Source organism: Accumulibacter sp., assembly GCF_036625195.1.
In the GTDB taxonomy this organism is placed as follows: Bacteria; Pseudomonadota; Gammaproteobacteria; order Burkholderiales; family Rhodocyclaceae; genus Accumulibacter.
Genome location: NZ_JAZKUG010000001.1, coordinates 914523 through 934054 on the forward strand (window position 1 = coordinate 914523; position 19532 = coordinate 934054).

Genomic DNA, 19532 nt, shown 5'->3' on the forward strand with positions numbered 1-19532 from the left:
CGGGTCAATGGCGACGGCCGATGGTGGTCAGGTAGGGCAGTGCCAGGAAGGGCCAGAGACTGGCCATCCAGCGCGTCAGGCCATTGAAGTTGAGGAAATGACCCTGTTTCCAGGCTGCCAGTGCCGCTTCGGAGTACGGGTTTGCCGGCGTCAGGTTGACCAGCGCCGTGCCCACCATCAGCGCCAGACCGGCCAACGCCAAGCGCATCGATGCCGGCAGGAGCAGGCTCAGGGTGAGCAGGACACCGCCGATCAGCAAGCCGACCTCGGCGCCGGGAGTCAGCCAGGCGAACGCCTCCTGCGGCGCGACCAGCACCGCTGCCGCCAACGTCCGGATCACCAGCGCGAGGGCGAACAAGGCGAGCAGCGCCAGGTGCGTCGGCGACCCATCGGCGAGCAGGCTCCGGGCAAAGAGGCCGATGACGACGGTGTTGCAGCCGATGATCGCCGCCTCGAGGACGAAGAAAGAGTGTGCGGCATAGGGGACGGCCGGCGTCAGCGCGAGCACGTTGCGCAGGTCGCCGGTGCCGAAGAGCAGCGTCTCCGGAGACGACTGGGTCAGCAGCCAGACACCGAGCAGCACGAGACCGAGTTCGACCTGCTCGCTCGGCGCGAGCAGCTCCTGCTGCAGGCTGGCAACGCGGCGCAGGATGCGCTTGCCGTTCCAGGCGCCGAGCAGCGCCCCGATTGCCGTCCCGGCGGCGTTGCAGGCGAGATCGAGATTCGACGGCACGCGGGCCGGAAGCCAGTTCTGCAGGCACTCGAGGCCGAGACTGAGCAGGCCGCCGATGAGCACCGCCGCCGCCACCGCCGACGCACGCCCGCCGGGCAGGTGGCGCAGTGCAAGGGTCAGCAGAAAGCCCAGCGGCAGGTAGGCGAGGACATTGACGGCGAGGTCGAAAACGGTCCAGTAGCGCGGCCAGCCGGCAGCGAGGAAGTCCAGCGGGGCAACGCCGAGATCACGCCAGTTGGTGAAGGGGTAGAGGCTGGCGTAGCCGATCAGCACCAGATAGGCCAACGCCAGGTACAGTGGCAGGCGTGTCGGTCGCGGGAGTGCCCGACCGGTGCGCGCGGCGCCGGCCGTCGGGCCGCCGGCCGGGTCGGGGATCAGCGCCGCAGTAGCGTCTGCCCGCGCCTGGCGCTCACTTCCTGTCATGCTGGTGCAGGCCGGTCGCGTGGTGCGTCTGGGCGGCTGCACGGTGGTGCATGCGGGCATGCAGGTCATGCGCCCGAGTCGGCTCGCCGATGCGCTGCGGCAACAGTGAGCCGACGATCATGCCGAGCATGCTGACCGCAAGCCCGATCAGCTGCGCGGGAACCAACGGCGCTTCGACGAGCAGCTCGATCAGCAGCCAAGAGGCGAGACCGCCGACGATTGCCGTCAGAGCCCCCTGGGTGGTCGCACGCCGCCAGTAGGCACCGAAGAACAACGGTACGAAGGCGCCGGCAAGGGTCACCTTGTAGGCATTCTCGACCATCTTGAAGATCGAGGCTTCGGAATTCAGCGCGAAGGTGAGGACGATGGCGGCGAAGCAGACCAGTGTCAGGCGCATGATGCGCAGGAAAGCGTGGTCACCGATCGTTGGAAAGAAGTTGCGAACGATGTTCTCCGAGAATGCCACCGAGGGTGCCAGCAGGGTCGCCGACGAGCAGCTCATGATTGCCGACAGGACGGCGCCGAAGAAGATGGCCTGCGCGAAGACCGGCGTGTGTTCGAGAACCAGTGTCGGCAGGACCAGTTGCGCATCGCTTTCGATCAAGGCGTTGAACTGCGCCGGATTGATCAGGGTCGCGGCGTAAGCGATGAACATCGGCACGAAGGTGAAGCAGAAGTAGAGGCCGCCACCGAGGATCGAGGCGTAGATCGCGATCTTCGCCGTCCGTGCCGAAGTGACGCGCTGGAAGACGTCCTGCTGCGGGATCGAGCCGAGCATCATCGTCATCCAGGCGGCGATGAACGCCAGCCACTCGGCGGCACCGGCGTCGGGGAAGAAGTCGAGCTTGCCGGCTGCCGCCGCCTGCCCGACGACGACCTCGACACCGCCGCTGATGCCGGCAATCAGGTGGGCGATGTAGAGCATGCCGCCCATGACCACGCTGATCTGGACGAAGTCGAGCACCGCAACCGACAGCATGCCGCCGAAGGTGGTATAGGTCAGGACGACCAGGGTGCCGAGAATCATGCCGGCGGGCGGTGGAATCGCGCCATCGGTGACGACGCTGAAGACGAGGCCGAGGGCCTTGATCTGCGCCGAGACCCAGCCAAGGTAGGAAGCGACGATGCACAGCGTCGTCAGCACCTCGACCGTGCGGTTGTAGCGCAGGCGGAAGAAGTCGCCCAGGGTCAGGATGTTGAGCCGGTACAGCGTCGTGCCGTAGAAGATGCCGGCTATCACCAGGCACAGGCTGGCGCCAAAGGGATCGGCGACGACGCCGCGCAGGCCGTCCTTGACGAAGGTCGCGGAAACGCCGAAGACCGCTTCGGCGCCGAACCAGGTGGCGAAGACCGTGGCGGTCACCACCGGCAGCGGCAGCGAGCGCCCGGCGACGGCGAAGTCCTTGGTGTTGTGCACGCGCGTCGCGGCGTACAGCCCGATGGCAATGGACACCAGCAGGTAGATGACGACGAACCAGATCAGCATGTTGAAGCCCAGTTTGCGCAAGTGGTCATGCCGGCGGCGCGCCACGGGCTGGTGGGCGTGCGATGTCGCCCGGCGTTGCCGTTGCCGCGCCCGCTTGCCGACGCCCGTGCGGCGCTTTTGCGCGGTATTATGCCAAAAAGGAGCGTGCAGCACGATCAGTGAAGGGGAGGGCATGCGCGAAACGGTGACGATCGCCAGCCAGCGACGAGAGCAACTGCTGGACATCACGCATCAGGTGGCGGCAGTGGTGGCGCGGAGTGGCATCCGCGACGGCTTGGTGTCGCTGTACGCGCAAGGCGCGACCTGCGCCATCATGATCCAGGAGAACTGGGACGAGAGCGTCCAGCTGGACGTGGTCAACCTGCTGCAGCGGCTGATTCCCCGTGGCGTCTGGCTGCACGACGAGCAGGACGGCAATGGCGACGCGCACCTCAAGGCGGGGTTGGTCGGGCCGTCGGAGACGATCCCGCTGATCGACGGCCGGCTCGGCCTGTCGCGCTGGCAGAACATCTTCCTCTGCGAGTTCGACGGGCCGCGTCGCGAGCGCCGCGTCGTGTGCACGGTGATCGCCGATGCCTGACCGACTGTGTGCGAAAGGCGCAGCAGCGCCGCGCGGCAGAGCAGACGGTGTAACCGGCGGCCCTTGCCGTCGCCGGGCTAGCGCGATTCCTTGATCATGCGGCCGAAGCTCGGCTGGATCGGGCGCGCATTGTGCCGGTAGAGGCGTGCGAAGATCGCCAGCTGTTCAGCCGAAATCTGTTGCGGTTGCCGCAGCACGAGCCACAGGACGCCCTCGCTGCAGGGCGGCGTGGTCAGCGACCCCATGTAGGTGTAGTAACTCCGCTCGGCCGGCAGCAGTTGTGCGAGGTCGATGCTCAATCCGGGGGGCATCACGTACTCCCCCTTCTCCAGCGGCAGGTTGTTCCAGACCGTCTGGATCAGCGGATGCTCCATGCCCTTCTCGAGCAGGATGGCGACGACCGCCAGGCGGCCGTCTTCCGAACGATGCACGAGATGCGCCACCATGTCGAAGGACTTGCCGTCGACGCGCTCCTCCGACGGCCGGTGGAAGTGGAACTGGACGAGGTCGTAGCTCTTGCCGAGCAGGCTGATGCTGCTGCCACCGACCTCGACCTGGACGGTGTGCCCGTTGTCGACGACGCGAAACTCAGATGGACGATAGCGGAACTGGATCGGCTCGAGATCGACGCGGAAGCCGTCGCGAATGTCGATCGGCGACTGGCGCATGCCGGAGGCGCAAAGGGCGTACTCGGGCTTCAGCTTTCCCCAGTGCTCGGGAGCGGTGTCCCCCTCGTACGACCAGTGAGCCGATCGGGCCGGCCGCACGCTGCCGGCAGGCTCGGGGCGCACGACCGGCTGCGCCCTGCCGGCACGTGGCGCGTCGGCACCCGGCTCGGCCCGCGCGAGCGGCGCCTGGCGCACCGGCCGCGGCGTCGGCCCGGTGCTGGCAGCCGGGCCAGCGGGCTGCGGACGTCGGCTCTCGCCCTCGGGCTTCTCGGCTGCTGGTGGCGGCGTCGGCAGGTTGGCACGGCGGACATCGTTCTGCAGCAGAGCCTCGTTCGCCTTGCGCAGTTCGCCAGTCGCCTCATTGACCCGGTCGGCCGTGCGACGGGCGGCGAGGGCCGCTTCGCCGCCCGCCTTCGGCCGACACACCTCGCGCAGCAGCTTGTCGTCGAGCATTCCCGAGCGCACCGGCATGTCGACCTGCACCTTGACCTCATCCTCGCGCAACAGCTGGCCTTCCTCCTTGAAGTAGCTGCGCTTGAGCGTGCTGTAGCTGCGCGCCGCGCAGTCGTAGCTGCTCAGCGCCTGGACGATGCGGTACGCCGACGAGGTCTTCGGATCGATGATCGGCTTCTCGAGGATGATGCGGCCGAGGGCAACGGTTCGTCCGCGCTCGTCACGGGTGATGCTGCTGCGGTCGATCTCGATCCGCTTGCCCGGCTCGGACGAGATCACCTGCCACGCGGCCGGTGCGACGGGCGGCGCCAGCATGATCAGGGCTGTGAAGATGATTCTGCTGTGTGGCTGCATCCGACGGCTCCGTGGAGTGGTTCCATACAACAGTGAGTTCACGGCACCAGCGGAGCGTTCTTTAACGTGAAAGTCGCGTCCGCGACTCGCGAATCTCCCTTCTCCCGCACACGGGCGAAGCGCCGGGGATGCGGCAAGCGGTCATGGCTTCCATCATCCGGGGTATGTCGACGGTCATGACCGTTGGCCGCGCGCTTCGGCGGGCGGTGGCAGGGACCCGCTTCGCTGCAACCGGCGGCTGCGCGGCCTGGCGGCGCGGGCGGTCAGCCCGGGCGGCGCCCGACCGCTCGCGGAGGTGGCGTGCGATCGAAGGGCACCGCCGGGTAAACGACAAAAAGCCCTGGCGGGCGATTGCTCCGCCAGGGCTGCAGGTACTGCGGACGACTCAGTGGCTGGCGCCGGAAGCGCCGAAACCCGTCTGTGCGCGCACGTACTGGTCGTCGAAGGCGGCGATCTCGGCTTTCGCGCGGGCGCTGCTGTCGCTCTTCGACATGATGTAGGCGAGGATGAACGCGATTGGCATGGCGAACAGCGCCGGCTGCGTGTAGGGGAACAGCGCAGCCTTGTTGCCGAGCACGTCGACCCACACCGATTTCGAGAAGAGGACGAAGAGGACGGCCGAGATGACGCCGCCGTAACCGCCCCAGAGCGCGCCACGCGTCGTCAGCCCCTTCCAGTACATCGACAGGATCAGCACCGGGAAGTTGGCGGCGGCGGCAACGCCGAAAGCCAGGCCGACCATGAAGGCGATGTTCATCTTCTCGAACATGATGCCGAGGACGATCGCCAGCAGGCCGAGACCGATGACCGAATAACGTGAAACGCGCACCTCCTCCTTTTCGGTTGCCTGACCCTTGCGGATCACGCGCGCATAGATGTCATGCGAGATCGACGCGGCACCAGCGAGCGCCAGACCGGCGACGACCGCCAGGATGGTGGCGAAGGCGACCGCCGCCAGGAAGCCAAGCAGCATATTGCCGCCAACTGCCTTGGCGAGGTGCATCGCGACCATGTTGCCGCCGCCGATCAGCTTGCCACCGACGACGCCACCCTCGAAGAATTCGGGGTTCTGGCCGACGATGATGACCGCGCAGAGGCCCATCAGGAAGATGACGTTGAAGAAGAAACCGACGAAGCCCGATGCGTAGAGCACCGATTTCCGCGCTTCCTTGGCGTTGCCGACGGTGAAGAAGCGCATCAGGATGTGCGGCAGACCGGCGGTACCGAACATCAGGCCGAGGCCGAGCGAGATTGCGGTGATCGGGTCGGCGAGCAGGCTGCCGGGCGCCATCAGCTTGGCACCCAGCTTGTGCACCGCTTCCGCCTTGGTCAGCAGTTCGGTGAAGGAAAAGCCGAACTGCGTGTAGGCGAGGAGCAGCGTCAGCGTGCCACCGAACAGCAACAGGCAAGCCTTGATGATCTGCACCCAGGTCGTTGCGACCATGCCGCCGAAAGCGACGTAGATCATCATCAGGATGCCGACGATGAAGATCGCGATGTTGTAGTCGAGACCGAAGAGCAGTTTTATCAGCTGGCCGGCACCCACCATCTGGGCGATCAGGTAGAAGACGACCACGACCAGCGACGAGATGGCCGCCATCGTCCGCACCGTTCCCTGGTCGAGACGGTACGAGGTGATGTCGGCAAAGGTGAAACGGCCGAGGTTGCGCAGCCGCTCCGCCATCAGGAAGAGGATGATCGGCCAGCCCGCAAAGAACGCCAGCATGTAGATGTAGGCGTCGTAGCCCTGGCTGTATGCCATCGCCGTCAGCCCGAGCAGGGTCGCTGCCGACATGTAGTCGCCGGCGATCGCCAGGCCGTTCTGGAAGCCGGTGATGCCGCCGCCGGCGGTGTAGAAGTCGGCGGTGGTCTTGGTGCGGCTGGCCGCCCACTTGGTGATGAACAGCGTCATCGACACGAAGATCAGGAACATGATGATCGCGTGCCAGTTGGTCGCCTGCTTGGCTGTCGCCTCGACGGCCGGCGCGGCGTGCGCCAGGCTGGCAAAGCCGGAGACGGCCAGGGCCGTTAGAGAACGCGTGATCATTTGCCCTCCTTCTGAGCTTCCTTGATCAGCTCTTGCGTCAGGTCGTCGAACTCGCCGTTGGCACGGCGGACGTAGACCACCGTCGTCAGCCAGAAGAAGATGAAGAGGACCAGCTCGATCGTGTAGCCGATCGGCCACATCGAACCCTCGGCGATCTTCTGCCCGAGCAACTCCCGGTTGAACGCGACGAGCATGAAAAAGCCGTAGAACAGGACCAGCACGATCGTCGCCAGGGTCCAGGCGAAGCGCCCCCGCTCCTGGACCAGTTTCTGGAACTTGGGATTCACCCGCATTCGCTCATACATCACACTACTCATGATAACGTGACCTCCTCTTTGATATTGTTGACGCCGTTTGGCAGCGGTGTTGACCCGTTGCCGACAAGACGATCCCCTTGCCGCGCGGAATACTAACCCAGATCAATGGCTTGTTCAAACAATGAAGAAGGGCAGAAAGACGCCAGTCGTCGTTTTTTTGGCGACGGTCCTGGCGGTCGCGGTGGCTGCATGCCAGCCGCAGGCATCGACATCGGCGCAGCCGCCGGCTGCCCGGGCGGCACTGACGGTCAGCGCCGTCGCCCCGGAGTGGCTCGACTGGCCGCTGACGCTGGCGGCCGGCGGCAACGTCGCCGCGTGGCAGGAGGCGATCATTGGCCCCGAGCTGAGCAACCAGCGCATCACCGAGGTGCGCGCCAACGTCGGTGATCGGGTGCGCAAGGGCGCCGTCCTGGCGCGCATCGACAGCGAAACCGTAGACAGCGAACTGGCCGAGGCGCAGGCAGCGGTCGCCGAGGCCGAAGCGACGCTGGCCGAGGCGCGCGCCAACCACGAACGCTCGAAACAGCTGCGCGAGAAGGGCTTCTACAGCCCGCAGCAGGGGATCCAGAGCGAAACCGCCGCGGCAACGGCTCTGGCCCGGCTGCATGCGGCACAGGCGCGGCTGCGCGCCAACGAACTGCGGCGCGCCAGGGCCGATGTGCTGGCGCCGGACGACGGCATCATCAGCGCGCGCGCCGCAACCGTCGGTTCGCTGACGCAACCCGGACAGGAGCTGTTTCGGCTGATTCGCGGCGGTCGCCTCGAGTGGCGTGCCGAGGTCACTGCCAACGAGCTGGCGCTCTTCCGGCCGGGTCAGCCGGCGCGGCTGGAGACTCCCGGCGGCGCCGTCGTCGACGGCCGGGTGCGGGCCGTGGCGCCGAGCGTGGACGCGCAGACGCGCAACGGCCTGGTCTATGTCGATCTGCCGCCAACCGCCGCCGACGTCCTGAGCGCCGGCATGTTCGTCCGCGGACAGTTCGAGTTCGGTCGACGTCCGGCACTGAGCCTGCCGCAATCGGCGGTGCTCCTGCGCGAGGGCTTCAGCTACGTCTTCCGCATCGAACCTGCCGCCGCGAGTCCCGACCAACTGGCGACGGTGCGCGAAGTGAAAGTCGGCAGCGGTCGTCGCAACGGTGAGCGGATCGAGATCAGCAGCGGTCTCGCTGCCGGCGAGATGGTGGTCGCCAGCGGCGGCGCCTTCCTCGCCGACGGCGACACGGTCCGTCTCGTCGCCGCCGGAAAGCCGCAATGAACGTTTCCGCGTGGTCGATCCGCAACCCGATCGCCTCGCTTCTGTTCTTCGCGCTGCTCACCCTGTTCGGGCTGATGGCCTTCAGCGGAATGGGCATCCAGCAGTTTCCCGACGTCGATCTGCCGACCGTAGCCGTCAGCGCCAGCCTGCCCGGTGCAGCGCCGGCGCAGATGGAGAACGAGGTGGCGCGCAAGATCGAGAACTCGGTCGCCACACTGCAGGGCGTCAAGCACATCTACACCAAGGTGCAGGACGGTCTGGCGACGATCACCGTCGAGTTCCGGCTCGAGAAGCCGACCCAGGAAGCGGTCGACGACGTCCGCGATGCGGTTTCCCGGGTTCGCTCCGACCTGCCCGCCGACCTCAAGGATCCGGTGATCTCGCGGGTCACCCTTGCCGGCGCGCCGATCCTGACCTACACCGTCGCCTCGAGCCGCATGGACGACGAAGCCCTTTCCTGGTTCGTCGACAATACGGTGACGCGGACCCTTCTCAGCGTGCGCGGGGTCGGCTCGGTCACCCGCGTCGGCGGCGTCAGCCGCGAGATCCGCATCGAACTCGACCCCGCCCGCCTGCTCGCCCTGCGCGCCACGGCGGCGGACATCTCGCGCCAGCTGCGCGAAGTGCAGCAGGAAGCAGCCGGTGGTCGCGCCGACGTCGGTGGCGTCGAGCAGTCGGTGCGGACGATCGCGACGGTGCAGTCGGCCGACGAGCTCGCCGCGCTCGAGATCGCCCTCGGCGATGGCCGGCGCGTGCGCCTGAGCGAACTGGCGACGGTCAGCGACACGGTCGCCGAGCAGCGCTCGGCCGCCCTGCTCGATGGCCGGCCCGTCGTCGGCTTCGAGATCGTCCGCGCGCGCGGTGCCAGCGAGGCAGCCGTCGCGCAGGGTGTGCGCGCGGCGCTGCAGGCCCTGCAGGCGGCGCATCCCGACATTGCCATCAGCGAGGCCTTCAACTTCGTCGACCCGGTGGTCGACAACTTCGAGGGCTCGATGTGGCTCCTGATCGAAGGCGCGATCCTCGCCGTGATCGTCGTCTGGTTGTTCCTCCGCGACTGGCGGGCGACCCTGGTCTCGGCGCTCGCGCTGCCCCTGTCGATCATCCCGACCTTTGCCGCCATGCACCTGCTGGGCTTCACGCTGAACGTCGTCACCCTGCTGGCGCTGTCGCTGGTCGTCGGCGTCCTGGTCGACGACGCGATCGTCGAGATCGAGAACATCATGCGCCACCTTCGTCTCGGCAAGACGCCGTACCAGGCGGCGATGGAAGCGGCCGACGAGATCGGCATGGCGGTCATCGCCACCACCTTCACCCTGATCGCCGTCTTCCTGCCGACCGCATTCATGAGCGGGGTGGCCGGCAAGTTCTTCGTCCACTTCGGCTGGACGGCGGCGATCGCCGTCTTCTTCTCGCTCGTCGTCGCCCGCATGCTGACGCCGATGATGGCCGCCCATCTGCTGCGACCGCCGCGTGGCATGGCGACCGAGGCGGCGTGGCTGCGGCTCTACGGCCGCTGGGTGACGGCCTTCCTGTCGCATCGGCGGGTCACGGTGGCGACCGCACTCGCCTTCTTCATCGGCTCGTTCGCTCTCCTGCCGCTGCTGCCGAAAGGCTTCCTGCCACCGGACGATCTGTCGCAGACGCAGGTCCATCTGGCGCTGCAACCGGGCAGCAGCTTCCGCGAGACCCTGGCCGCTGCCGAGGCAGCGCGGCGGATCATCGAGCAGCACCCGCATGTGCGGATGATCTACACCGCCATCGGTGGCGGTGCCACCGGCAGCGACCCGTTTGCGCCGCGTGGCGCGGCCGAGGTCCGCAAGGCGACGCTGACGATCAACATGACGCCGCGCAGTACGCGCGGCGGGGTCCGCAAGCAGGACGTCGAACAACAGTTGCGTGACGCCCTGACCGTCCTGCCAGGCATCCAGGTGAAGGTGGGTCTCGGCGGTTCGAGCGAAAAATACGTGCTCGTCCTCGCCGGCGAGGACGGCGCGCTGCTCGCCGGGCACGCCCGCGTCGTCGAGCGCGAATTGCGCAGCCTGCCGGGAATCGGTGCCGTGACTTCCAGTGCCGGGCTGGTGCGCCCGGAACTAGTCGTGCGGCCGGATTTCGCTGCCGCCGCCGACCTCGGCGTGACCTCGGCGGCGATCGCCGAGGTGCTGCGCATCGCCACCGCCGGCGACTACGACCAGAGCCTCGCCAAGCTCAACCTGGCGCAGCGACAGCTGCCGATCGTCGTCAAGCTGCCAGCGGCAGCGCGCCAGGATCTGGGCCTGCTCGAACGTCTGACGGTGCCGGGAAAGAACGGGCCGGTGATGATCGGCCAGGTCGCCGATCTCAGTCTCGCGGGCGGTCCGGCCGAGATCGACCGCTACGACCGCCTGCGCAACGTCAACTTCGAGATCGAGCTCAACCAGCAGCCGCTGGGCGAGGTCGAGGCGCTGGCGCTGGCGCTGCCGAGCCTGCAGAAGCTGCCGCCGGGAATCCTGCAGACGACGGTCGGCGATGCCGAAGCGATGGGCGAGCTGTTCCGCGGCTTCGGTCTGGCGATGCTGACTGGTGTGCTGTGCATTTACGCCGTGCTGGTCCTGCTGCTGAAGGACTTCGTGCAGCCGGTGACCATCCTGGTTGCCCTCGTGCTGTCGATACCCGGCGCCTTCCTCGCCCTCTTCGTCACCGGTACGGCGCTGTCGATGCCGTCGATGATCGGCCTCATCATGCTGATGGGAATCGCCACCAAGAACTCGATCCTGCTCGTCGACTACATCGTCCTCGCCCGCCGCGATCTCGGGCTCGACCGCTGGCAGGCGCTGCTCGACGCCTGCCGCAAGCGCGCCCGGCCGATCGTCATGACCACCGTCGCCATGGGTGCCGGCATGCTGCCGATCGCCATCGGGCTCGGCACCGACCCGAGTTTCCGCGCGCCGATGGCGATCGTCGTCATTGGCGGGCTGATCACCTCCACCTTCCTCAGCCTGCTCGTCATCCCGGTCGTCTACACCTACGTGGACGACGGCATCATGTGGTTACGGCGGCGGCTGCGCCGAGGAGGCCGTTCCTGACCATTGCACCCCGGTGTTGGCGACCGCACAGGCAAGGCAAGCGGCTGGCCGCTGGTGCCTGACGGCGCGTTTCCGTGTGCCGATCACTCCGGGCATGAGCCGCAGTGATCGGTCGGCGATTCCGCAGCGATGCCTGAGTCCTTCCACGGTTTCGGCCTGGCGATGCTGGCCGTCGCATCGCGGCTGCCGCAACCGCGCCAGCATGGTCTCCGGCTAGCGGGCAGCGGCGATTCGCCGGCGCAGCTCACCCGGCGCGCCGGCTTCATGCCGCTGCCAGACACGGCGAAAATCGCGGGCCGATTTGAAGCCGCTCAGTTCGGCGACACGCTCGATGGACAGCCGCCCGCCGGCGAGCAGTTCGCGGGCACGCGCGATGCGCAACTGCTGCTGGTAGGCCAGCACGCCGACGCCGGCGTGCTCGGCAAACAGCCGCGTGAGATGCCGCGTGCTGACGTGCGCCCGTTCCGCCAGTTCAGCCAGCGTCCAGGATCGCTCCGGCTCCTGCGCCATCGCGTCCTGCGCACGGTGTACGGCCGGATGCAGGTGGTTGCGATGTGCCAGCCAAGGGGAGAGCTGCTCGTCATGGCCGCTGCGACGCAGGTAGACGACAAGCCGGCGAGCGACCCGCACGGCCAGTTCGGCGCCGGCATGTCGTTCGATCAGGTAGAGTGCCAGGTCGATGCCGGTGGTGATGCCGGCGCTGGTCAGCAGCGGGCCATCCTCGACGAAGACCCGGTTCTCCAGCACCCGGGCAGTCGGCGCCAGAGCCCGCAGATCGTCGATCAGGTTGTGGTGGGTCGTGCATTGGCGATGCTCGAGCAGGCCGGCGGCAGCCAGCAGCAGCGCGCCGGAACAGATGCTGGCGATGGCGGTGTCGGCGCGCGGGGCGTGGCGCAACCAGTCGACGACGGCGTGCGCTTCCGGCCGGGCGTAGTCTTCGGCCTCGCAGGCATTGCCGGTGACGATCAGCAGACTGTGCGGCGGCAGTTCGGGCGGCAGTGCGCGCAGGCCGCCGATTTCCACGGCGAGCGAGGTGGCGAGTCGCGGCACCGGTGCGCAGTGGTGCAGCACCAGGTTGGCACCCATCTCGGCGGCCATGCGCAGTGCTTCCGCCGGTCCGGCGTAGTCGAGCATGAGGACGCCCGGGGTGAGGACGAACCACACCGACAGCGTCATGCTCGCACGCCGACCCGGAGCAGAAGACGGGCGCCGAACAGATTGATCACCAGGCCGAGCATCAGCAACGCGGCACCGGCGAAGTGCAGCGGCTGCAGCGCCTCGCCAAATGCCAGCCAGCCGGTCGTCAGCCCGACCAGCGGCACCAGCAGACTGAACGGCGCAACCTGGTTGACCGGGTAAGCGCCAAGCAGGCGCGTCCACAAACCGTAGCCGAGCAGCGTCGCCGCCCAGGCGAGATAGGCGACTGCGGCGAACGAGCGCAGGCTGAAGGCGCTGATCGCCGAATCGATCGCCGGCCAGCCTTCGAGCAGCAGCGACAGCGCGAAGAAGGGCAGCGGGGGCACGAGGCCCGCCCAGACGACGAAAGCGAGCTGGTTGGTCGGCCCATAGCGGCCCACTGCGCGGGTGACGATGTTGCCCGTGGCCCACATCGAGGCGGCGGCCAGCGTCAACAGAAAGCCCAGCAGCGGCATCTCGAGGCCGTGCGCCGAGCCGATCACGGCCAAGCCGCCCGCCGCCAGCACCAGGCCGGCGAGTTGGTGGCCCTGCCAGCGCTCCTTCAGCCACACGGCGGCGAGAATCATCGTCAGGAAGGCCTGCGACTGCAGCACCAGCGACGCGAGGCCGGACGGCATGCCGAGGTGGATCGCAGAGAACAGGAAGGCGAACTGCCCGACCGAGATGCTCATGCCGTAGGCCAGGTAGAGGCGCCAGGGCAGTTTCGGCGGGCGCAGGAAGAACACCGCCGGGAAAGCGGCGAGCAGGAAACGCAGGGCACCGAGCAACAGCGGCGGAACCTCGGCGACGCCGGTCCGGATCACGGCAAAATTGAGTCCCCAGGCACCGACCACCAACAGCGCCAGCGCGATGTCACGCGGATGCATCGTGCCCAGCCTCGTCGCCGCCGGTGGTGCCGGCGGACGGTCTGCCCATGCGCCGCGTCGACGCCGGGTGGCGCACCAGGCTGTCGGCCGGACGGCGTGGGCGGCGAAGCAGTTCGCCGCCACAATTGGGGCAGCGACCGGCCAGTCGTGAAATCGCGCAGCTGGCACAGAAGGTGCATTCGAACGAACAGATCATCGCCTCGGTCGAATCCGGCGGCAGGTCACGGTCGCAGGCCTCGCAGTTCGGGCGCAGTTCAAGCATCGGCTTTTCCCAGATCCTGCAGGCATTCGTCGACGCCGAGCACGCGTGCAAAGCGTCCGGCGAGCACCAGTTCGCAGCGCTCCTTGATTTCCGCCGGCGAGAAGACGCGACCGCTTCGCGGATGCGTCATCGCAAAGGTGAGCGTCGCGTCGATGACGAACGCCACCTCGTAGCCGATGTCCGAGCCGACCCGTGCCGTCGTCTCGCAGCACTGCTCGCTGCGGATGCCGGCGATCAGCAGGCGGTCGATGCGCAGGCGGCGCAAGTGCAGATCGAGGCCGGTGTCCGAAAAGGCATTGTGGGTGTGCTTGAAGAAGCAGGCGTCGGGCGATCCCGGTAGCCAGTCGAGCGCACGCACATGCCCCGAAGCGATGCTGAAGGGGCCGCTCGGCTCGACATGGAAGACGTGCATCACCGGCACGCCGTGCTGCCGGCAAGCGGCTTCGAGGCGGAGCAGAGCCGCCCGGAACGGCGGCAGGTCCAGCTCCGACCAGTACGGCATGTGGCGGAACGACTCCTGCACGTCGATGATGATCAGCGCCGCGCGACGCGCGCCCGGAACACCAGTTGCGGACATCTGTGGACCCCGTTTGGTTGAGAACGTTGCCAGCTTAACGCCAGTCAACACCGGCGACGATACCTTTTCCGGACATCAAGCGGACAGAAATCGCCATCGTTGGCAGGGAGCCGGCGCAGTGCGGGCTGGCGACATCGACGTCGGATGAGTCCTTGGTCGCGGATGACGGTTCCTTGCTAGGCTGAACGTCGAATGCGGCGCCCGCTGTGCCGGCAATGGATGGGCAGCGCGCACCCGGCACCTCGGTTCGTCGGCAGCTAACTGGCTGGCTGCGGCAGCACCCTCCGCTCGCATCGCGCGCGGCATTTTTCCCGCCGCGCCACCACGACCGCGACGACGATCGTCATCGTTCCGCAACGGAGCAGACATCGGGCTGCAACACTGGCGGTGCATCGTGCACCGGTCCCGTCACCAGGTAGTACTCCCACGATGACCGAAAAGCTCAAGATCGTCTGTGCGCTCGGCGAAGACGCACTGTTGCTGCCGGCACTGGTCAACGACGCGCTGACCGCGAACGACCGCGCCAAGTATTACTTTTCACTGTTGCAGACCGCGCGCCTGCGCGCCGACAACCTCGAGCGCCCCTTCTCGACGCTGCGTGAGGAGCGGGTCGCCTCGTCGGTCGATCAGCCCGCACTCGACCAGGTGGTGGCCGCCGCACGGCGCAGTCCGGAGGGACCCTACCTGATCCCGCAGGCCGAGCAGATCGTGCACCGGTTGCTGGCGGCGATACGCGAAATGATCGCACCGCTGGCGGCGGTCGCCGATTGCGGGCACGCTGCTGGCTTCGACGAGCGTCTGGCACAGCTCTCGGCAGCAGCCGTCGTCGAGGACGAGCAGATCGACGCGGCGTGCATCGACGCCATGACGCGCGCCGACCGCCAGCGCGGCGACAGCCTGCACCTGCTGGTGATGGACCTGCACAAGGAACTCAACGTCCTGCAGGCGGCGCTGGCGACGGAATCGGTAGACGGCGCGATGACCTACGGACTGGCGGACGCGGATCGCGAACTCGTCGCGGCCTTCATGCAGGGGGTCAGGCGTACGGCACCCCTGAAGTTCGATCATCCTGGGCTGGGCACGACCGCTGCCCGTTCGGGCGGCGTGGTGGTGATCCAGAACGACATCGGCACGACCGATGCGCATGTCCTGGTGATCCGCGTCGACAACCTGACGGTGACGACCCTGTATTCGGACGTTCACCTGCAGCGACTGAACTTCTTCGCATCGCTCTTCGCACGCTGGAAGGTCCGCTGGGACGACATCCTGTCGCGTCGTGACGGTGCCATGGACGATGGCCTGTATCACCTGGCGGTCGCCCGCCACGAGGCCGGCGACCGCGACGGGCTGCTCGACTTCCTCGCCTTCCTCGGTTCGCGGCTGGTCTTCCTGATCGACTGGAACAAGGCGCGCAAGCGCCTGCGCAGCCTGCTCGGCAAGGCCGACGCGGCCGATCTGCTGAAGTGGGCGGCAGACGAGGACGTCGGACACATGGGCTTCCTCAAGTGTGGCGGTGACGAGCTGATCTATCGCGGCCTGGCGCTCGCCGCCCGCGGCGACTATCGGCCCGGCCTCTTCCTGCACGACGTGCTGCCGCGCAATCTGGCGCGGGAATTCATGCAGTTCGTCTTCCGTGCGGCCTCGCTCGGACTGCGCGAGGGCAAGCAGATCCTGCTGATCGAGGACGAGGTGGTGGTCGAGCTGTCGCGCTTCTTCCGCGGTGCCGAGGAACGGCTGCTCGACATGGCTGCCGAGCATGCCGCCCTGGCCTGGGAGGTGGCCGCCGGCTTGCGCGACAGCCTGCTGCGCGCCCGTCTGTCCGACTGGCAGCGTCATTTCGGCCACAACGCCGAGCGCGCCAAGGCCTGGGAATCGCAGGCGGACGATCTGGTCCAGGCGGCACGACTGGCGATGCGGCGCAGCGAACCGGCCGCTTTCCTCGCGCAACTCATCGAGGCGGCCGACGAAGTGGTCGACTGCCTCGAGGATGCCGCGTTCCGCCTGACGACGCTGCCGGCGGAGAGCAACGGCGAGCTCTGTCGGCAGCTCGAAACACTGGCGCGGCTGGTACTGGCCGCTGCCCAGGAGTACGTCAAGGTCGTCGCCACCGCCCGCAGCGGGCGCGACGCCTCGTCGCGCGAGGACATGCAGGACCTGCTGGCCGGTGTGCACCGCATCATCGCCCTCGAGCACCAGTGCGACGATGCCGAGCGTGCGGCGGAAGCCGCGCTGCTGGCCCGCGCCGGCAGCTTCCGCGAACTCTACGTCCTGGCGGAGACGGGCAAGAACCTCGAACAGGCGGCCGACGAGCTGATGTGCGTCGCCCTGAAGTTTCGCGACCACGCGCTGAACGAAGTCGCCGCACACTAGGATGGGAGAAAGAAGAATGGGTGCAGTACCGGCAACACAGCGCTCGCCGTTCCTGTTCGGCGGCAAGGCGGCCGCCTCACGGCCCGGCAGCGTCGACGAAATGGGTTTCAAGGCTTTCAACCTGGTCGCGATGAGCGGCCTCGGACTGCCGGTTCCACAGGGTTTCGTCCTCACCACCGGCTTCGCCCGGCAGGCCGTCACCGCTGCCGGCGGCGCATCGGCCGAACTGCGCGACGCGCTCGCCGAGGGAATCCGCCATGTCGAGCGCGAGAGCGGCCTCGGCTTCGGCGCGCGGCGACGGCCTTTGCTCGTTTCGGTGCGGAGCGGAGCGCCAGTATCGATGCCCGGAATGATGGAAACGCTGCTCGACGTCGGGGTCAACGATCTGACGGTCGACGCGATCATCCGCAGCACCGGCAATCCGCGCCTGGCCTGGGACTGCTACCGACGCCTGGTCCAGGGCTTCGCGGAAGTCGTGCACGAGTGCCCGGCAAGCGCCTTCGCCAGTCGTCTCGACGAATGCCTGCGCGCCTGCGGGGCCAGCAGCTCGCGCGAGATCGACTTTCGCAGTCTCGCCGCGCTGACCCGCGACTATCTGGCACTGTTCGAGGAACTCACCGGCACGCCGTTTCCACAGGATCCGATGCTGCAACTCGAACAGGCAGCCGTGGCGGTGGTTCGTTCGTGGCAGTCCGAGAAGGCCGTCAGCTACCGCCGGGCGCACCACATCGGCGATTCGCCGGGCACCGCGGTGACGGTGCAGCGGATGGTATTCGGCAACGCCGGGGGGATGTCCGGCGCCGGTGTCGCCTTTTCCCGCGACCCGTCGACCGGGGCCAGCGAACTGTACCTGGATTTCCTGTTCAACGCCCAAGGTGAGGACGTCGTCTCGGGCCGGCACGCGCTGGCTGACGAAGTGCCACTCGAGAAGCTGTTGCCCGACACCCGGCGCGAGATCGAAAAGATCGCCGCGGCACTCGAGGGGGCATTCGGTGATGCACAGGAGTTCGAGTTCACGGTCGAGGACGGCAAGCTGTTCATGCTGCAGACGCGGGTTGCCAAGAGGACGCCGCTGGCAGCGCTGCGCATCGCCGTCGACCTCGTGGCCGCCGGTCTGGTCAGTCCCGCGGCGGCGCTCGCGCAACTGCAGGGTATCGATCTGGCAAGCGTCGAGGAAGTCAGCCTGGCGCACCCGGACGAACAGGCTTTCCTGGCCAGCGCCACGCCGGCAGGCATCGGCATCGCGGTTGGCCGCCTGGTCCTCGATGTCGCGGCTGCCGAGAGACTGGCAGCGGCAGGCGATCCGGTGCTGCTGGTGCGGCAGGAAACGGCGACCGCGGACATCGCCGGGATCGCCGTCAGCGCCGGCATCCTCACCGCGCTCGGCGGTCGCACCTCGCACGCGGCGGTGGTGGCGAGACAGCTCGGCAAGGTCTGCCTGGTCGGCTGCCGCGAACTGGTGCCCGAACTCGCGCAGCGACGTTGCCGGATCGCGGGCCACGAGCTCGCCGAGGGCGACTGGCTGTGCCTCGACGGCAACCACGGCCGCATCCTTGCCGGCAGGCCGGAGGTCATCAGGAAGAGGCCCGACGACCTCTTGCAGCAGGTCGAGAACTGGCGCCGCCGGCTCGCCGCCGGCAGCGAGACCACTGCAACGGCCGTCGCCCGCGCTGCCTGAAGGACGTCGCCGCCAGGCGTCGCCGCCGCGAACCGGTTCGGGAGGGGTGCCATCGGCGCGACGAGATGGTACCCTTCGCGCTTCGCGCTGCCGGGCCATGGTCGCTTCACCCGGCAGGCAAGCTGACGACACGGAGTGATGCACATGCAGGAACGGGACAACCACAGCAAGCTCATTGGCTACCTGCTCTGGCTTTTCGGCTTTCTCGGTGCGCACCGCTTCTATTACGGCAAGCCGGTGACCGGGACGATCTGGTTCTTTACGCTCGGCCTGCTGGGAATCGGTTGGCTGATCGACCTCTTCCTGATCCCGGGAATGGATCGCGACGCGGATCTGCGCTTCCATTCCGGCGCCATCGACTACAACATCGCCTGGCTGCTGCTGACCTTCCTCGGCGTCCTCGGCATACACCGGATGTATCAGGGCAAATGGCCGACCGGCATCCTCTACCTGCTAACCGGCGGGCTTTTCCTGATCGGCGTCCTGTACGACTTCTGGACGATGAACCAGCAGATCTCCCTGCGCAACGCCAGCCAGCCGGGCTGATCCGCCCCGCGGCGGGGCTCGCGCGACTGCCGGGCATCGATCTGGCAACAGTCGAGGAAGTCAGCCTGGCGCACCGCGACGCACTGCAGTCCCTGGCTGGCTTCACGCCGACGGGCATCAGCATCGCCGTGGGCCGCCAGCTTGCCGACCGCAGGTTTCGCTTCCCGCGTCGACGCGGTGGTGGACTGCATCCACCGCGGCAAAGGGTTGTCCGAAGGGGGTTGCAGTCCTGCTTAGGGACAGACCCGCCGCCCGTCGACGATGCGGCATTCCGTTGCCCCGCGCACTTCGACCTCGCGCGCCACCGGAGCCTCCCTTGCGGGGACTGCCTCAACTCCCCGGGCGGGAGCCACCTCGGCCGCATGCACGGGAGCGACTTCAACGCCGCGTACCGGAACCGGCTCAACCGGCTTCCGGACCTCCACGGCACCCCTCGCCGTTTCACACCCGGCCCGGCGAACCCCCTCGACGCATTCCACACCGTACGCCGCGGAGGCGAGCGTCACGGCCAGAAACGCTGCCGGCAAGGCAAATGGTGATGCTTTCATGTTTCTATCCTCCAAAGACAGCCTGAGTACAAGAATCAACACGGGACAGAGCACGTTTTTCCGTCGCCCAGTGAAAACACTGGTGGCAATGCCGGAAGCGGTGCAGCACGCGG

15 protein-coding genes are annotated in these 19532 nt (G+C 67.5%); 6 read left to right on the forward strand and 9 right to left on the reverse strand.

Annotated elements, in window-relative coordinates; translation table 11 throughout:
* Positions 1 to 4: 4 nt before the first annotated feature.
* Both V5B60_RS04035 and V5B60_RS04040 read right to left on the reverse strand, forming a co-directional pair.
* Positions 5 to 1156, reverse strand: coding sequence for a VanZ family protein (locus V5B60_RS04035; RefSeq protein ID WP_332345738.1), 1152 nt, complete (start codon positions 1154 to 1156; stop codon positions 5 to 7).
* On the reverse strand, positions 1143 to 2642 hold the full coding sequence (locus V5B60_RS04040; protein ID WP_332350413.1) for a sodium:solute symporter family protein: 1500 nt from the start codon (positions 2640 to 2642) through the stop codon (positions 1143 to 1145). Before V5B60_RS04040 ends, V5B60_RS04035 begins: the two co-directional genes overlap by 14 nt.
* Positions 2643 to 2814: 172 nt before the next feature.
* Here V5B60_RS04040 and V5B60_RS04045 point away from each other — a divergent pair, with 172 nt between their 5' ends.
* Positions 2815 to 3222: a secondary thiamine-phosphate synthase enzyme YjbQ gene (locus V5B60_RS04045; protein WP_332345739.1), complete on the forward strand. Its 408-nt coding sequence runs from the start codon at positions 2815 to 2817 to the stop codon at positions 3220 to 3222.
* Between the two features lie 77 nt (positions 3223 to 3299).
* On the opposite strand, the gene V5B60_RS04050 is transcribed toward V5B60_RS04045, so the two are convergent.
* From V5B60_RS04050 to V5B60_RS04060, 3 genes are all read right to left on the reverse strand, one after another.
* Complete coding sequence (locus V5B60_RS04050) at positions 3300 to 4697, reverse strand: carbonic anhydrase (protein ID WP_332345740.1); 1398 nt, start codon at positions 4695 to 4697, stop codon at positions 3300 to 3302.
* Between the two features lie 385 nt (positions 4698 to 5082).
* The gene (locus tag V5B60_RS04055) at positions 5083 to 6744 is read right to left on the reverse strand and encodes a cation acetate symporter (RefSeq protein ID WP_332345741.1); all 1662 of its coding nucleotides are present in this window, start codon (positions 6742 to 6744) and stop codon (positions 5083 to 5085) included.
* Positions 6741 to 7061 (reverse strand): DUF485 domain-containing protein, encoded by a 321-nt coding sequence (locus V5B60_RS04060; protein WP_332345742.1) that lies wholly within the window; start codon positions 7059 to 7061, stop codon positions 6741 to 6743. Before V5B60_RS04060 ends, V5B60_RS04055 begins: the two co-directional genes overlap by 4 nt.
* Positions 7062 to 7182: 121 nt before the next feature.
* Here V5B60_RS04060 and V5B60_RS04065 point away from each other — a divergent pair, with 121 nt between their 5' ends.
* Positions 7183 to 8313, forward strand: a complete 1131-nt coding sequence (locus V5B60_RS04065) for an efflux RND transporter periplasmic adaptor subunit (RefSeq protein ID WP_332345743.1) — start codon at positions 7183 to 7185, stop codon at positions 8311 to 8313.
* Complete coding sequence (locus V5B60_RS04070; protein WP_332345744.1) at positions 8310 to 11375, forward strand: efflux RND transporter permease subunit; 3066 nt, start codon at positions 8310 to 8312, stop codon at positions 11373 to 11375. Before V5B60_RS04065 ends, V5B60_RS04070 begins: the two co-directional genes overlap by 4 nt.
* Before the next feature lie 213 nt (positions 11376 to 11588).
* Here V5B60_RS04070 and V5B60_RS04075 read toward each other — a convergent pair whose 3' ends face one another.
* From V5B60_RS04075 to V5B60_RS04090, 4 genes are read right to left on the reverse strand one after another with little or no spacing between them, the layout of a single operon-like run.
* The gene (locus tag V5B60_RS04075) at positions 11589 to 12551 is read right to left on the reverse strand and encodes a GlxA family transcriptional regulator (protein ID WP_332345745.1); all 963 of its coding nucleotides are present in this window, start codon (positions 12549 to 12551) and stop codon (positions 11589 to 11591) included.
* Entirely contained in the window at positions 12548 to 13438 is an 891-nt protein-coding gene (locus tag V5B60_RS04080; protein ID WP_332345746.1) for an EamA family transporter, read from the reverse strand. Before V5B60_RS04080 ends, V5B60_RS04075 begins: the two co-directional genes overlap by 4 nt.
* Positions 13425 to 13700: a DUF1272 domain-containing protein gene (locus V5B60_RS04085; protein WP_332345747.1), complete on the reverse strand. Its 276-nt coding sequence runs from the start codon at positions 13698 to 13700 to the stop codon at positions 13425 to 13427. Before V5B60_RS04085 ends, V5B60_RS04080 begins: the two co-directional genes overlap by 14 nt.
* Entirely contained in the window at positions 13693 to 14277 is a 585-nt protein-coding gene (locus V5B60_RS04090; protein WP_332345748.1) for an isochorismatase family protein, read from the reverse strand. Before V5B60_RS04090 ends, V5B60_RS04085 begins: the two co-directional genes overlap by 8 nt.
* 429 nt (positions 14278 to 14706) lie before the next feature.
* On the opposite strand from V5B60_RS04090, the gene V5B60_RS04095 reads away from it, so the two are divergent.
* From V5B60_RS04095 to V5B60_RS04105, 3 genes are all read left to right on the forward strand, one after another.
* Complete coding sequence (locus tag V5B60_RS04095) at positions 14707 to 16647, forward strand: DUF47 family protein (RefSeq protein WP_332345749.1); 1941 nt, start codon at positions 14707 to 14709, stop codon at positions 16645 to 16647.
* Positions 16648 to 16663: 16 nt separating this feature from the next.
* Positions 16664 to 18325: a PEP/pyruvate-binding domain-containing protein gene (locus V5B60_RS04100; protein ID WP_332345750.1), complete on the forward strand. Its 1662-nt coding sequence runs from the start codon at positions 16664 to 16666 to the stop codon at positions 18323 to 18325.
* 144 nt (positions 18326 to 18469) lie between these two features.
* Positions 18470 to 18871: a TM2 domain-containing protein gene (locus V5B60_RS04105; protein ID WP_332345751.1), complete on the forward strand. Its 402-nt coding sequence runs from the start codon at positions 18470 to 18472 to the stop codon at positions 18869 to 18871.
* Positions 18872 to 19532 lie beyond the last annotated feature (661 nt).